The sequence below is a fragment of the Duganella hordei genome (genome assembly GCF_040369125.1).
GTDB lineage: Bacteria > Pseudomonadota > Gammaproteobacteria > Burkholderiales > Burkholderiaceae_D > Rugamonas > Rugamonas hordei.
The window spans coordinates 1-13,492 of the sequence record NZ_BPWI01000015.1 but is presented as its reverse complement, the minus strand read 5'-3'; the positions used below and the strand labels follow the sequence as shown (position 1 = coordinate 13,492).

12 protein-coding genes and 1 tRNA gene are annotated in these 13,492 nt (G+C 64.1%); 5 read left to right on the top strand and 8 right to left on the bottom strand.

Annotated features, from left to right (window positions below; all coding sequences use genetic code 11):
* Positions 1–126: 126 nt before the first annotated feature.
* Together ABWW33_RS25880 and ABWW33_RS25875 are read right to left on the bottom strand one after the other, a co-directional pair.
* Positions 127–1,890 carry a glycoside hydrolase family 9 protein gene (locus ABWW33_RS25880; protein WP_353404334.1) on the bottom strand — a complete coding sequence of 588 codons (1,764 nt, stop codon included), beginning with the start codon at positions 1,888–1,890 and terminating at the stop codon, positions 127–129.
* Between the two features lie 98 nt (positions 1,891–1,988).
* On the bottom strand, positions 1,989–3,563 hold the full coding sequence (locus ABWW33_RS25875; protein WP_353404333.1) for a methyl-accepting chemotaxis protein: 1,575 nt from the start codon (positions 3,561–3,563) through the stop codon (positions 1,989–1,991).
* A 191-nt stretch (positions 3,564–3,754) separates the two neighbouring features.
* On the opposite strand from ABWW33_RS25875, the gene ABWW33_RS25870 reads away from it, so the two are divergent.
* A tRNA-Gly gene (locus ABWW33_RS25870) sits at positions 3,755–3,828 on the top strand.
* A 37-nt stretch (positions 3,829–3,865) separates the two neighbouring features.
* On the opposite strand, the gene ABWW33_RS25865 is transcribed toward ABWW33_RS25870, so the two are convergent.
* The 4 genes from ABWW33_RS25865 to ABWW33_RS25850 all read right to left on the bottom strand — a co-directional run bounded on the left by ABWW33_RS25865 (position 3,866) and on the right by ABWW33_RS25850 (position 5,188).
* Positions 3,866–4,159, bottom strand: coding sequence for a type II toxin-antitoxin system RelE/ParE family toxin (locus ABWW33_RS25865; protein ID WP_353404332.1), 294 nt, complete (start codon positions 4,157–4,159; stop codon positions 3,866–3,868).
* Positions 4,147–4,437 carry a CopG family ribbon-helix-helix protein gene (locus ABWW33_RS25860; protein ID WP_353404331.1) on the bottom strand — a complete coding sequence of 97 codons (291 nt, stop codon included), beginning with the start codon at positions 4,435–4,437 and terminating at the stop codon, positions 4,147–4,149. The genes ABWW33_RS25865 and ABWW33_RS25860 overlap by 13 nt, the downstream gene beginning before the upstream one ends.
* A 112-nt stretch (positions 4,438–4,549) precedes the next feature.
* Positions 4,550–4,687, bottom strand: a complete 138-nt coding sequence (locus ABWW33_RS25855; RefSeq protein ID WP_353404330.1) for a hypothetical protein — start codon at positions 4,685–4,687, stop codon at positions 4,550–4,552.
* A gap of 45 nt (positions 4,688–4,732) precedes the next feature.
* A complete protein-coding gene (locus ABWW33_RS25850) occupies positions 4,733–5,188 on the bottom strand; it encodes a MarR family winged helix-turn-helix transcriptional regulator (RefSeq protein ID WP_176655687.1) in 456 nt (151 codons plus the stop codon).
* Between the two features lie 149 nt (positions 5,189–5,337).
* On the opposite strand from ABWW33_RS25850, the gene ABWW33_RS25845 reads away from it, so the two are divergent.
* Both ABWW33_RS25845 and ABWW33_RS25840 read left to right on the top strand, forming a co-directional pair.
* Complete coding sequence (locus tag ABWW33_RS25845; protein ID WP_176655686.1) at positions 5,338–5,709, top strand: GFA family protein; 372 nt, start codon at positions 5,338–5,340, stop codon at positions 5,707–5,709.
* Positions 5,706–6,710, top strand: coding sequence for an alpha/beta fold hydrolase (locus ABWW33_RS25840; protein WP_353404329.1), 1,005 nt, complete (start codon positions 5,706–5,708; stop codon positions 6,708–6,710). Before ABWW33_RS25845 ends, ABWW33_RS25840 begins: the two co-directional genes overlap by 4 nt.
* A gap of 82 nt (positions 6,711–6,792) precedes the next feature.
* On the opposite strand, the gene ABWW33_RS25835 is transcribed toward ABWW33_RS25840, so the two are convergent.
* Positions 6,793–7,695 (bottom strand): hypothetical protein, encoded by a 903-nt coding sequence (locus ABWW33_RS25835; protein WP_353404328.1) that lies wholly within the window; start codon positions 7,693–7,695, stop codon positions 6,793–6,795.
* A 157-nt stretch (positions 7,696–7,852) separates the two neighbouring features.
* Between ABWW33_RS25835 and ABWW33_RS25830 the strand changes: the two genes are divergently transcribed.
* Positions 7,853–8,998 (top strand): MFS transporter, encoded by a 1,146-nt coding sequence (locus ABWW33_RS25830; RefSeq protein ID WP_353404327.1) that lies wholly within the window; start codon positions 7,853–7,855, stop codon positions 8,996–8,998.
* Between the two features lie 5 nt (positions 8,999–9,003).
* Here ABWW33_RS25830 and ABWW33_RS25825 read toward each other — a convergent pair whose 3' ends face one another.
* Positions 9,004–10,587 carry a tryptophan halogenase family protein gene (locus ABWW33_RS25825; protein WP_353404326.1) on the bottom strand — a complete coding sequence of 528 codons (1,584 nt, stop codon included), beginning with the start codon at positions 10,585–10,587 and terminating at the stop codon, positions 9,004–9,006.
* A gap of 243 nt (positions 10,588–10,830) precedes the next feature.
* Here ABWW33_RS25825 and ABWW33_RS25820 point away from each other — a divergent pair, with 243 nt between their 5' ends.
* Positions 10,831–13,269, top strand: coding sequence for a TonB-dependent receptor (locus tag ABWW33_RS25820; RefSeq protein ID WP_353404325.1), 2,439 nt, complete (start codon positions 10,831–10,833; stop codon positions 13,267–13,269).
* The last annotated feature ends 223 nt before the right edge of the window (positions 13,270–13,492 follow it).

Genomic DNA, 13,492 nt, shown 5'->3' with positions numbered 1-13,492 from the left:
ATTGGGGTCCAGCGGGGATCGGGCCGGAAGAGGCGGTCAGTGGCCCCGGGAGGAGGGGGCCGCTGAGGCAATGAAACCAGTGTAAGACGGTAATTACCCAACGGCAAGAGGAATTCTATCGAATCCTCACGGCTGTTGTTTCTTGTATGCGCCGGCGGCTGGTGTCGTCAGCTGCTGGATCGCGGCCGACACGTAGACCAGCGGCGCGTTCCAGTTGATGGCGATTTCATTGCTGGCGTAGGAGCACACATTGTCCAGCCAGGCCTTGGCCGGCATCGCCGAAGGATAGGGCTGCCGGCAGTCCTTCTTGTCTTGCTGGCCGGGCTGGGGGCCGCCGACTATCATGCCGGGCACCGGCGCCGCAATGCCGTCCGCTTCGGAGGGACGATGGTGCGGATGCAGTGGCGACTTGATGCCGTAACCGGTGACGAAGGAAGTGTCGATGGGATTGCGCCCCAGCACATAGTCCAGGCTGGACTGGGCCGCCTGCAGGTACTCGCGCCTGCCGTTCAGCTGGTAGCCCTGCAACAGCATCATCGCCTGGTTCAGCGCCACGGCGTTGCTGCCCCAGACGAAGTCGCCGGTTTGCATGGCGACGCCGTAGGCCGATCCCTTCCACGCCGCCAGCAGCTTGCCGGCGAGCGCATCGATCCGGCCGGCGATCAGGGCCTGGTCGGCCGCCGCGCTCAGTTGCTTGCGGTGCCGCGCCAGCGACATCCAGGCCAGGCCGTGTACGTCGCCCCACGACGGCACGGTCGCTTCCAGCTTCGTCGCCTGCATCGCCTTGTAGTAGTCGTCGTTGCGGGTGGCGATATACAACTCGGCCGCGGCCCAGGCGAATTCGTCGCTCACATCCTGGTCGGGATATTCGCCGGTGGCGATATCCTTGGGCTGCTGGTACAGCGCCTTGGGATGGGCCTGCGCCCACTGCCATGCCGCCTGCGAGGCCGCCAGCATCCGCGCCGGCATGCCGTGCAGCTGCTTGTCGTACGGAGCGAGCACCCGGCTGGCGGTGGCCATGACGGCGGCGAAATCAAGCGTGGCGGCGGTGGTTTTTTGCACCACGTAGCGTGCCTGCGTGGCCTGGTCCGGCATGACCGCGATGCCGTCGAAGGCCTTGTTGGTCAGCTTGTGATACACGCCGCCGTCGTTGGGATCCTGCATCGACAGCATCCATTCCAGGTTCCACAGCGCCTCATTGAGCAGGTCGGGAATGCCGTTGCCGCTTTCCGGGATGTTCAGCTGCTGTGCCTTGAAGAACTCGGGAAAGTCTTCATAGGCGGCCAGCAGGGTGTAGGTGGTGATGCCGGAGTTGACGATGTATTTGTTGTAGTCGCCGGCGTCGTACCAGCCCTTGGGACTGGAAATGACCGTGCCCGCGGGACGGGCGGCCGACGCGGCGGAATCGTGAACGAGAACCTGGGTATCGGGATGCCCGGCGGCCCGGGCAAATACGCCGGCGTGCCGTTCAGGCAGGGCGGTGCCGGCGCGGTTGAGATAGTAGTATTTGATCGCCGCGGCGTTGAGCGCCTGGTAGGCATCCGCCGCCACCGTGAACGGCGCCGAATCCGGCAGGCCGGCGACCCGCAACTGATAGCGCCCCGGCTGAACCAGGCCGGAGAAGTCGGCCTGCCTGACGGTCTCGCCGGATGGCGCCCACAGCGCGGCCGGTCCCAGCTCCCCGGCCATCACTTCGGCACCGCTGCCCGCCTCGACGATGGCGAACTTTTGAGCCGCCACGTTCGGCACGACGGCCAGCTTGTACGAAGCGGGCAGGAAACCGAGCTGGTTCAGTTTGATTTGTACGTCGGCAGGCGCAGCGCATGCCAGCGGCGCAGCCAGTGCGGCGATGGACAAGCCCAGCGCGCGTTGAAAGAGGGGAAGTCTCACTATATTCCTTCGCATGTCGAGAAAAGGGTGTTTGAAAACGTTTTCTCGACACCTTCGGCCAGGCCATGCGAAAAGTCAAATACTTTCCGCTGACAGCCTCAGGCTCGGCGGGTTTGCGGCGGCAGCTTGAACACTTCCAGCGCCTTGGCCACCGCCTGCGCCTGCACGTCGAGCACGCCGGTGGCGGCCGATGCCTCATCGACCATCTGCGCGTTCTGGCGGGTCACCTCGTCCAACTGCATGATGGCGTCCTGGACCTGGTTGACGCCGCTGCTCTGCTCGCGCGTCGAGCCGCTGATGTCGCCCATGATGGAGGCGACCCGGCCGATGGCCGCGATCACCGCATCCATGTCCTGGCCGGCGGTGCCGGCGACGCCGGCGCCGATCTCGATCTTGCCGGCCGAGACGTCGATCAAGGCCTTGATCTCCTTGGCCGCCGCCGCGCTGCGCTGAGCCAGGTTGCGCACTTCGGTGGCCACCACGGCGAAGCCGCGCCCCTGTTCGCCGGCGCGCGCCGCTTCGACGGCCGCGTTGAGCGCCAGGATATTGGTCTGGAAGGCGATGCCGTCGATCAGGCTGATGATGTCGACGATCTGGCGCGAGGAGCTGCTGATGTCGTTCATGGCCGCCACCACCTGCGCCACCGCGACGCCGGTGCGTTCGGCCAGCGCGGTTGCCTCGCTTGCCACGCCGCTGGCGGTGTTGACGTTGTCGGCGGTCTGGCTGACCATGCCGGTGATCTGGCCCATGTGCGCCGAGGTCTGCTCCAGGTTGGACGCCTGCGCCTCGGTGCGCGCCGACAGGTCGACGTTGGCCGCGCGCACCAGCGTGGTGGTGCTGCGGGTCAGCGTGAAATTGCTGCGGATGTCGACCAGGATGGACGCCAGGTTCAGGTTCAGCTGGCGCACGAACGCTTGCAGCTGGCCCAGCTCGTCGTGGCGGTCGACCGCCATGCGCGTGGTCAGGTCGCCGCCGGCCAGGATGCGGGCGGCGTTGATGCTGGCCTGGATCGGAGCGACCACGGCAAGGTGCAGGTTGCGCCAGCCGTACAGGGCCAGCGCCACCATCAGCACCGCCTGCACATGCAGGGCCGTGTCGGAATAGGGCAGCAGCGCGTGCGCGGCCATGGACAGCGCCAGCAGCGCCATGCCGCCGAAGCATGCGGCCAGGCGTTGCGCCAGCGTGATGTCGCGCAGCGCGTTGGCCAGCCTGCGCCAGCCGCGCGCGGCGGCGGCGCCGCGCACGATGCGGATGCCGTCCGGATTGCCGCCCTTGACGCTGCGGTAAAGCTGCTCGGCTTCCTGGATCTGTTCGCGCTTGGGCTTGGTGCACACCGACATGATGCCGGTGGTCTTGCCCTTTTCAATCACCGGCGTGGCGTTCGCGATGCACCAGAAGTAGCCGCCGTCCTTGCGGGCGTACTTGACCAGGCCGCGCCACGGCTCGCCCGACAGCACGGTGCGCCACATGTCGGCGTCCACCTCGGACGGCATGTCGGAGTGGTACAGCGATTTTTGCAACTGCCCGCGCAGCTCCTCGTCGGCGTAGCCGCCGGCGTCGATGAAGGTGGAGTTGGCGTAGGTCAGGCGGCCCTGGAGGTCACTGGTGGTGACGATGGGCTTGCCGTCTTCAAGAATGGTTTCCTGGCCGGTCGCGTGAGATGTGCTGCGCATGGACGATCCTGTGCATGGGGTTGACTAAGGTGGTCAGCATACTAACAGACTTAAGTGGCAACTAATTTCTGGTTAGTATTATTTTTGCATGGGCGCAACAGGCTGACGGATGGCAAGCAGTCAGGCTTGGCGTGTTGTCTGGCGTGAAAAGTTGTCAGCGATGCGCAAAGCCGCGTAGAATCGCGGCTAATGCGGGTGTAGCTCAATGGTAGAGCAGAAGCTTCCCAAGCTTACGACGAGGGTTCGATTCCCTTCACCCGCTCCATACCTATCTGATGGCATTGACGGACGGCCGCGTCGAATCAATATCCAGCTTCTTTCTGATGGCGTACAGCTAGAACTGTCACGCTGTCCCCGTCGTCGTAGCGATATAGTGCGCTGTAGCCGGAGTCACCGAAGTCGATCAGGAGTTCCCGGTAGACAGCATCCATTTCTGGTGCCGGTCTGCCAATCTGCGGTTGTTGGCCTAGCAGTTGAATGGCCTTGATGATGGTTGCTGCCGCACGCTTTGCCGCCGTCGGATTTTTCGCCCGCAGGAACTCACGTAGCCGCTCGAGATCACGCAGCGCGGCCGGAGCAAATCTTACTTGTGGCATTTGGGCGGTGCCAACTCGTTCTCATCCCCCCACGTTTCCAGCCATGCTGTCACTTCTGCCGCATCGACATGCATGCCGGTATCCTTGTATTCCGTCCACGCATTGATCGCGTCCTGGCGGAATGCTTCGCGTTTTTCTTCGCGATCAAGGTATTGCGCGATGGCTTCTTTCATTAACCAGTGAGGCGTACGTTGGCGCAAATCCGCGAGACGTTTGACGCGGTCTCGAGTTTCCTGATCGATTTTGATCGCTATGGGTTTTGTGGATGCGATTGTCACAGTGCACCTCAGGAATCGGTTGGTCTGTATTGGTATTACCTTAGCATACTTTCGGACCTATTCGCGCTGATCCGAGCTCGCACGCTGTCTCGCCTTTTGGAGGAATTGAAGGTCACAAATCATCTAGGCTGACCTCTATCGGCGCCAGCCCGTCATTCAATCTTTCCTCTGCAATCTTGAGGAGCTCTTTATCTTCCAGCAGGTTTTGGAATTGCTCCCACGCAGCGGTGATCAAAGCGATGATGTTCATGAGGACCCCTTATCCGGTCATACTCCAACCTGATACTAGCACCGCTCACCCCTTGTCCGCCGTCGACTTGATCAGGTTGTCGCGCAGCGTCTTGACGGCGTTGCGCATTTGCGGGAACTCTTCCGGCGTCAGGCCGCAGGCCTGGACCAGGTCGATGTTCAGGCCGTTTTCGCGCAGCTCGCGGCCGGCCGCCGTCAGGCTGACCAGCACCTGGCGCTCGTCGCCGGGGTCGCGCTCGCGGCGCAGATAGCCCATGGCCTCAAGCTTCTTCAGGATGGGCGTCAGCGTGTTCGATTCCAGGAACAGCTTTTCGCCCAGCGCCCCCACCGTCTGGTGATCCTCTTCCCACAACGCCACGATGGCGATGTACTGCGTGTAGGTCAGGCCCAGCTTGTCGAGGATGGGGCGGTAGGCGCGGCCGAACGCCAGGTTCGTCGAGTAAATGGCGAAACACAGGAAATCGGCCAGCTTGCGCGGCTCGGCTTTGGCGGGAGTGGTCATGATGGTCCTCGTGATGAAATTATGAGCATATTATACATCGGATCCGATTTGATCGGAATTGCTTGACTTTGTTTTTGGTTGCTATATTATTCGACTTATCCGATTTCATCGGATGCGATTAAAAAACATCAAAACCCGAGGAGGCCGCCATGAGCGCCGAGCTGCTGAAAGGTTCCTGCCATTGCGGGGCCGTGAAATTCGAAGTCCGTACCGCCGTCGCGCCGGCCGCGCGCTGCAACTGCAGCCTGTGCCGCCGCAAGGGCGCGTTGATGTCGCCGCCGTTCGCGGCCGCCGAACTGAAGATCGTGCAGGGCGAGGACGCGCTGACGCTGTACCAGTTCAACACGCGCGTGGCCAAGCATTATTTCTGCAAGCACTGCGGGATCTACCCGTTCCATCAAACGCGCAAGGATCCGCTGCTGTGGCGCGTCAACGTCGGCTGCCTCGAAGGCGTCGATCCTTATTCCCTGGACGCCGGCGTCAATGACGGCGCAAGTTTATCTGTCGTGGAGGATGCATGAATACCTATCGTCGCAATCTGCTGACCGGCGCTTTGGCCGCTGTCGGTCTGGCCGCCACCGAGCTGCCTTTCGTTTCGCTGGCGCGCGCCGCCGGTGTGCCGCAGGCGCTGGCGCCGATCCGGCAAATCCGCGCCGGTGAGCTGGATGTGGGCTACTACGAAGCCGGTCCCGCCAACGGCAAGCCGGTGCTGCTGCTGCATGGCTGGCCTTACGACATCCACAGCTTCGCCGACGTCGCGCCCATCCTGGCGGCGCAGGGCTATCGCGTGATCGTGCCGCACCTGCGCGGCCATGGCACCACGCGCTTCCTGTCGGATGCCACTTTCCGCAACGGCCAGCAGGCGGCGGTGGCGCTGGACATCATCGCCCTGATGGACGCGCTGAAGATCGACAAGGCCATCCTGGCTGGCTACGACTGGGGCGCGCGTACAGCCAACATCATCGCGGCGTTGTTGCCGGAACGCTGCAAGGCGATGGTGTCGGTGAACGGCTATCTGATCAACAACCGCGAACGCAACAAGCTGCCGCTGTCGCCGAAGGTGGAACATGGCTGGTGGTACCAGTTCTACTTCGCCACGGATCGCGGCCAGGCTGGCTACCAGGCCAACCGCCGCGAGTTCGGCAACCTGATCTGGAAAGCCAATTCGCCGCTATGGAACTTCGACCAGACCACCTTCGACCGCAGCGCGGCCTCGTGGGACAACCCGGACTACATCGCCATCGTGATCCACAACTACCGCTGGCGCCTGAGCATCGCGGAAGGCGATCCGAAGCTGGATGCGCTGGAGCGCAAGCTGGCTGCCGGTCCGGTGATCGCCGCGCCGACAATCACGCTGGACGGCGACAGCGACGGCGTCGCGCCGGCCACGGACGGCAAGGCTTATGCCGCCCGCTTTTCCGGCAAGCGCGAACACCGCGTCATCAAGGGCGTGGGCCACAACCTGCCGCAGGAAGCGCCGCAGGCGTTTGCCCAGGCCGTGATCGATGTCGACCGCCTCTAACGAACGAACAGCGCGATCAGGATGACGATAGGGAGTGGAATACCAAGTAACAGAAGCAGGATTGAGCGCATTTCATTCTCCCTTAGTTGGTGGTGGTGCGCACGATGACGCGCGCATGGTCGCGGTTGCGGCCGCCGATGGTGGCCAGCAGCGCGGCGATGAAGGCGCCCAGCAGCAGGGCAACGAACATCCACAGCGCCGAATGGGCGGCTGCCTTGCGTGCCTCTTCGGCGGCGGCCATCGCTTTGGCCTTGGCGTCGTTGGCGGCTTGGGCGGCCTGGGCGTAGATGGTGTCGACGCGTTGTTCGGCTTCCGCTGGCGCCATGCCTGTGCGCTTGGCGATCAGTTGCGCCAGGTAGCTGCGATCATCCGCGTTGATCTTGCCCGCCGCGAGGTCGGTGATCAGGATGCGGTTGATTTCGCTGCGCTGCGCGTCGGTGGCGACGTCGCCGTTCGGCGAACGCAGCAGCATGTCGGCGAAGTAGGTGTTGGAACGGCCGGCGCCATTCGGCGAGGCAGCCGCGCCGACGACCGAGGCTGCGACCGGTGCCGCTGCGGAGCCTGTGTCGATCGCACCGCTCAGCACCGCGCGGGCGCCGCCGGCCAGTACAGCCACGGTGATCAGCGTCGCCACCGCCCAGGCCAGCAGGCCGTGCGCGGTGTCGCGGAAGTGCACTTCGTCGCCGTGGATGCTGGCCCATTTGACGCGCAGGCGGCCGGCCATATAGCCGCCTATGCCCGATGCGGCCAGCTGCACGAAGGCTATCCAGGCGATGGTCGCGGTGCCCATCGGCGCGGCGTGGTACTGATAGGGCGATACCGACGACAGGCCGAGGCCCACGCCCAGTATCAGCAGGATGAACGACAGTGCGGCCGCAGCTGCCGCGCCGGCGAACACGGCGCCCCACGAGACGCCGGATGCGTAGCCGTCGTCCGTTTCCCCGCCGGCGACTGCGACGCCGGCATGCAATGGTTGAGTAATCATTTTTTCTCCTCTGTTGTGGTGTAGATGCGAAGCCGATCATCTCCCGACCCGGAAGGGCGGTATGTTAGTGCGCGTACATTCGGCGCGCTTTGCCCGGAATATTTGTCTATACTGTGGCCGCGCATCCCGTCCCGCTCATCCACAGAAAGTCCTACGCATGAATACCGTCGGCCCCAAACAGCGCCTGTCTACCCGTCTCGCTTTTCTCGCCGCCGGCCTGGCCATGTCGGCCTGGGCGCCGCTGGTGCCGTTCGCCAAGGCCCGGCTGGCGCTGGGCGAAGCGCAACTGGGCCTGCTGCTGTTATGCCTCGGCGCAGGCTCGCTGCTGGCGATGCCGGCGACCGGCCTGCTGGCGGCGCGCTTCGGCTGCCGCATCGTGGTGCTGGCGTCCGGCGCGCTGGTCTGCCTGGTGCTGCCGGGACTGGCCTTCGCGCCGACGCCGCTGCTGCTGGGCTGCACGCTGTTCGCCTTCGGCGCCGCCATCGGCACGCTGGACGTGGCAATGAACGTGCAGGCCGTGATCGTCGAGCGCGAGAGCGGCGGGTCGATGATGTCCGGCTTTCACGGCTTGTTCAGCGTCGGCGGTTTTATCGGCGCGGGACTGATGGCGGCGATGTTGTATGCGGGACTGGGTCCGGTGTCGGCCAGCGTGGTGGTCGCGGTGCTGGTGGCCTTGTCGCTGGCGGTGTGCGCGCCGCATCTGCTGCACGAACCGGATGCCTCCGAGCGCGATGCGCCGCTGTTCGTGGTGCCGCACGGCGCGGTGATCTTCATCGGCGTGCTGTGCTTCCTGTGCTTCCTGGCCGAAGGCGCGATCCTTGACTGGAGCGCCTTGCTGTTGACGGCTGAGCAGGGGCTCGATGCCAGCCGCGCCGGCCTGGGCTACGCGGCCTTTGCGATTGCCATGACCGCCGGCCGCCTGACCGGCGACCGTGTGGTGCGCAAGCTGGGTGGCAAGCGCGTGCTGCTGCTGGGCGGGCTATGCAGCGCCGCCGGTTTCTTCGGCGCGGTGCTGGCGCCGACGGTGCCGCTGGCGCTGGTGGGCTTTGTGTTGATCGGGCTGGGGGCGTCGAACATCGTGCCGATCCTGTTCACCGCCGCCGGCAACCAGAGCGCGATGCCGGCCAGCCTGGCGATCGGCGCCATCACCACGCTCGGTTACGCCGGCATCCTCGCCGGCCCGGCGGCGATAGGCTTCGTGGCGCATGCCCTCAGCCTGAACGTGGCCTTTGCCGGCTTGGGCGGCGCCATGCTGCTGATCGCAGCCAGCGCCCGGCTGGGCGCCGCCAGCAAGCCGGCGTAGCTGGCTCAGGCTGTCTTGCGCTGACCGCGTTCGCCGCGCTGTACCATGTGTTCGACCAGCGCGCGGTGCGTCGGCAGGTCGGCGACGGCGCGGTGCGACATAAGCTCGATCATCTGGAATTCCTTGCGCGCCTCGTCGAGGCGCGGCAGCGTCAAGGCGTTGGCGTATTGCTCGGTCGGGAACTCCATGCCGTACAGGACATACTGCCAGCTTGACGGCGGATACATCTCCAGGTCCACCACGAAGTCCATGCGGTGCGGCGGACGGCGGCGCCACATGGACAGCTTGTCGCGCAGCGATTCCGGAATGCTGGCCGGGTCGGCGTTATCGATCCAGAACTGGTTGTCCCTGCGCTGCGTCAGGCAGTAGTGCAGCTTGACGAAATCGACGATGCGCTCGTAGCGCGCCTTCATCATTTCGTTGAACGTCTTGGCCACCGGCGCCATGTCGCCGTTGTGCGGGAACAGGTAGCTGACCAGGTAGGCCGCCGTTTCGATCAAGCCGATGCCGGACGATTCCAGCGGCTCCAGGAAGCCTCCCGACAGCCCGACCGCCACGCAGTTCTTGACCCAGTGCTGCTCGCGGTAGCCGACGTTCAGCTTGAGCTGGCGCGGATTCAGTCCCTCGCTGGCCTTGCCGATGTAGTCGCGCAGCACCTGCTCGGCGCTGGCGTCGTCGGTGTGGCGGCTCGAATACACGTAGCCGACCCCGCGCCGCTGCTGCAGGCCGATGTCCCAGGTCCATCCCGCCTCGTGCGCGGTGGCGATGGTGTACGACGGGATCGGCGCGTCGGCCGTCTCATACGGCACCTGCATCGCCAGCGCGCGGTCGACGAACAGCGTGTCGTTGATGTTGCGGAAGGACGTGCCCAGCGCTTCGCCGATCAGCGCGGCGCGGAAGCCGGTGCAGTCGATGTACAGGTCGGCCGTCAGCGCGCCGGCTTCCTTCGTGTGTACGGCGCCGATGGCGCCTTGCTCGTCCAGCTCCACCCGATCCACCGTCGCCTGCAGATGCCGCACGCCCAGCGATTGGGCGTGGGTGCTGAGCAGGGTGGCGAATTTGCCGGCGTCGAAATGGTAGGCGTAGTTCAAAGGGCCCATGAAGTCGGCGTCGTTGAAGCGCTTCGGCCCGTGCGCGGCGTCGGCCACGCGCTTTTGCATGGTGGCTGCGGCGGCAAAGCCGGCGCCCGGCGCGGCCGCGCCCTGCAGCCAGTAGGGCAGCAGCTCGGGCCCGCCGGGCCGCTGGCTCGGCAGGCTGAATGGATGGAAGTAGTGGTCGTTGCCGGGCGTGCCGGGTTCGCGCACCCAGTCGGTGAACTTGATGCCCTGCTTGAAGGTGGCGTTGCATTCGCGGACGAAGCGTGCTTCCTCGATGCCGATGGCGGCCAGCGTGCCGCGGATCGAGGGGAAGGTGCCTTCGCCGACGCCGATGATGCCGATCTCCTTCGACTCCACCAGCGTGACGCGCACGCTGTCGGCGTCCGCGCCGGTGCCCAGGGTGCGGGCCAGAAAAGCGGCCGTCAGCCAGCCGGCGGTGCCGCCGCCAACGATCAGTACGTTTTTGACGCCAACATTTGGTAACGTTTTCATGGTCGCTTCCGCCTCCGTAAATAGCATTTGTTGCTCCTGAGCATTGATGAAAATGCCAATGAAACAACAACGCTACAATTTTTAAATTGACATCCGTGTTTTTAATTATGTACCATGAAAACGATTTCACAAATAATGAAAACGATTTCAGATAAAATGATAACGTTTTCAAACAACATGAAATCGTTTTCCATGATAAATGTGGCATCGCCAACACGCCGCGATCGCCAGCTTAGGAGACTTATGAATACCCACGTACCCCAGTCCGGGAAGCGCCTGCGCTCCCCTATCCAGATGGCCATCCTCGCGCTGATGGCAGGCACCAATGTCTACGCCGCCGATGCCCCGGCCGCTCAGGCAGCCGAACAATCGGCCGCCGCCACCGCTGCCGCCGACAAGAACTCCACCTCCATCACCGAGGTCTACGTCACCGCGACCAAGCGCACCACCTCGCTGCAAAAGACCCCGGTCGCCGTCACCGCGCTCAATGCCGCCGCGCTGGACGACAACCACGTGCAGACCATCCAGGACGTGGTCAACCTGGTTCCAGGCTTCGCCGCCACCTCGCAGGGCGACCACGGCGTCATCACGATGACCTTGCGCGGCATCGGCAACGACAGCGCCAAGACCGAATACGCCGACCCGGAAGTGGCCAGCTTCGTCGACGGCATCTACTCGCCGCGTCCCGAAGGCGCGACCGCGCTGCTGTTCGACCTGGAAGCGATCGAAGTGCTGCGCGGACCGCAAGGCACGCTGTGGGGCCGCAACTCGTCGGTCGGCGCAGTCAACATGCAGACCGTGAAGCCGGAAATCGGCAGCAGTGCCGGCAGCTTCGAAGGCGGCTACGGCAGCTACGCGCGCTTCGGCGCCCGCGGCGCCGTCAACATCCCGATCAACGACACGATGGCGATGCGCTTTGCCGTGGTCCACGAGCAGCACGACGGCTACGTCGACTACCAGGCGCCGCCGAACATCTCGCTGGCGGACCAGCACGCGGCGGCCGATCCGGTCATCGCCGCCTGGAACACGGCTCATCCGGGCAATCCGATGGCCTTCCAGCCGCTGAACCAGAACCTGTTCGTGCGCAACGGCCAGAAATACGGCGCGCAAGACCAGACCGCTGCGCGCCTGAGCTTCCTGTGGCAACCGTCGGCTGCGCTGAAATGGAACGTCGCGTACGAGCACTACGTCGACCGCGGCACGCCGAACATGAACCTGATGCAAACGCCGCGCGCGGGCCAGGAGTTCTGGTCGGCGCTGATCGACACCGCGCCTAACGTCAACCGCGATTCGAACTCGCTGCGCAGCCGCGTCGACTATGCGATCTCGCCGGACATCAGCCTGGCCTACATCGCCGGCTACTCGCGCTTCAACGGTTCGTCGACCTACGACCAGGACGGCGGCGCCGTGGTGCCGACCAGCTTCACCAGCGGCGGCAACCACCAGGAAGACAACACCGTCTGGTCCAAGTACAAGAACTACAGCCACGAACTGGAAATCCAATCGACCGGCAAGCGCGATGTCGACTGGCTGCTCGGCCTGTACTACGCCAACGAAGACAACGGCATCCGCTTCGACATCCCGATCATGAACGGTACCCAGCAGGGCAGCGTGGGCTGGCAGGGTTCCTTCATCCAGCCTAAGGAAACCGTGGATTCGAAAGCGGTGTTCGGCCAGGCGACGTGGAACGCGACCGACAGCCTGCACCTGACCGGCGGCCTGCGCTACACCTCGGACGAGCGCAAGAACATCGGCGGCACCAACAACAGCTGCTGCGCCGCGACCGCGCCGCAAGTGCCGGTGAGCCCGAGCACCAACCCGCTGGATCCATCGTCGGGCTTCTCGACCTACCAGAAGAACGACGGCGTGTTCAACGATCACAAGCTGACCGGCCTGATTCGCGTCAACTACGACATCGACAAGAGCAACATGGTCTATGCCAGCGTATCGACCGGCTACAAGTCGGGCGGCCTGCAGGATGGCGGCGTACCTTACGGTTCCGAGACGCTGACCAACTACGAAGTCGGCTCGAAGAGCACCTTCCTGGGCGGCGCGGTACGCATGAACAACGCGGCGTACTACGAGAAGTTCAAGGGCTTCCAGTTCAGCGCACCGATCACCAATCCTGACGGCTCGCGCGGCCTGGCGACCACCAATGCGGAAGGCGCGAAGATCTGGGGCCTGGAAACCGAGATCGCCGCCAAGATCACCAAGGAAGACCGCGTGCAGTTCACCGCCGCCTACACCCACGCGGAGCTGGGCCACCTGATCGGCGGCAGCAACGACTACGTGCTGCCGGCTTGCTCGGTGCCGGGCATCAGCACCTGCCTGGACGTCACCGGCAACACCATGCCGCACTCGCCGAAGTTCAGCGCGCAAGTGATGTACCAGCACAGCTTCCAGCTGGCCGGCGGCACGCTGGTACCGCGCATCAGCGCCCACTACGAAACCGCCAGTTGGCTGAGCGTGTTCAACCTGGGTGCGCCGGACCAGCAGAAGTCGTACACCCGCACCGATCTGGGTCTGCGTTTCGATGCGGATTCGAAGTGGTATGTCGACGCCTTCGTACGCAATGCGGAAGACGCGAAGATCAAGACCAGCGCCTTGAGCGCGAACGGCGCCTGGCAGGCACAGTATCTGCCTCCACGCACCTTCGGCGTCAACGTCGGCAAGACGTTCTAAGTTAAGCAGTAAGCACGGAGTTTCATGTAAGTCCTGTGTTGTTTGTGGTCTTCAAACCCTCGTCCTCTCCCGGGCCGAGGGTTTTTTTTGCACCTAAAATCCGGGGGCAGATCCTAATGCCGTTAAGTTAAGGAACTAGGCCGGCCCCAGTTAGTTGTTGTAAACATGCGCGAAGGCTGTTAACCTTCGCGCCATGCTTTCCGACGTTCTCCCTTTGACCACG

What these genes read in the sequence shown, in the direction of transcription:
- ABWW33_RS25875 (WP_353404333.1), bottom strand. Translation starts at nt 3,563, where the DNA reads ATGCGCAGCACATCTCACGCGACCGGCCAGGAAACCATTCTTGAAGAC.
- ABWW33_RS25850 (WP_176655687.1), bottom strand. Translation starts at nt 5,188, where the DNA reads ATGACCACTCCCGCCAAAGCCGAGCCGCGCAAGCTGGCCGATTTCCTG.
- ABWW33_RS25845 (WP_176655686.1), top strand. Translation starts at nt 5,338, where the DNA reads ATGAGCGCCGAGCTGCTGAAAGGTTCCTGCCATTGCGGGGCCGTGAAA.
- ABWW33_RS25840 (WP_353404329.1), top strand. Translation starts at nt 5,706, where the DNA reads ATGAATACCTATCGTCGCAATCTGCTGACCGGCGCTTTGGCCGCTGTC.
- ABWW33_RS25855 (WP_353404330.1), bottom strand. Translation starts at nt 4,687, where the DNA reads ATGAACATCATCGCTTTGATCACCGCTGCGTGGGAGCAATTCCAAAAC.
- ABWW33_RS25830 (WP_353404327.1), top strand. Translation starts at nt 7,853, where the DNA reads ATGAATACCGTCGGCCCCAAACAGCGCCTGTCTACCCGTCTCGCTTTT.
- ABWW33_RS25825 (WP_353404326.1), bottom strand. Translation starts at nt 10,587, where the DNA reads ATGAAAACGTTACCAAATGTTGGCGTCAAAAACGTACTGATCGTTGGC.
- ABWW33_RS25820 (WP_353404325.1), top strand. Translation starts at nt 10,831, where the DNA reads ATGAATACCCACGTACCCCAGTCCGGGAAGCGCCTGCGCTCCCCTATC.
- ABWW33_RS25865 (WP_353404332.1), bottom strand. Translation starts at nt 4,159, where the DNA reads ATGCCACAAGTAAGATTTGCTCCGGCCGCGCTGCGTGATCTCGAGCGG.
- ABWW33_RS25835 (WP_353404328.1), bottom strand. Translation starts at nt 7,695, where the DNA reads ATGATTACTCAACCATTGCATGCCGGCGTCGCAGTCGCCGGCGGGGAA.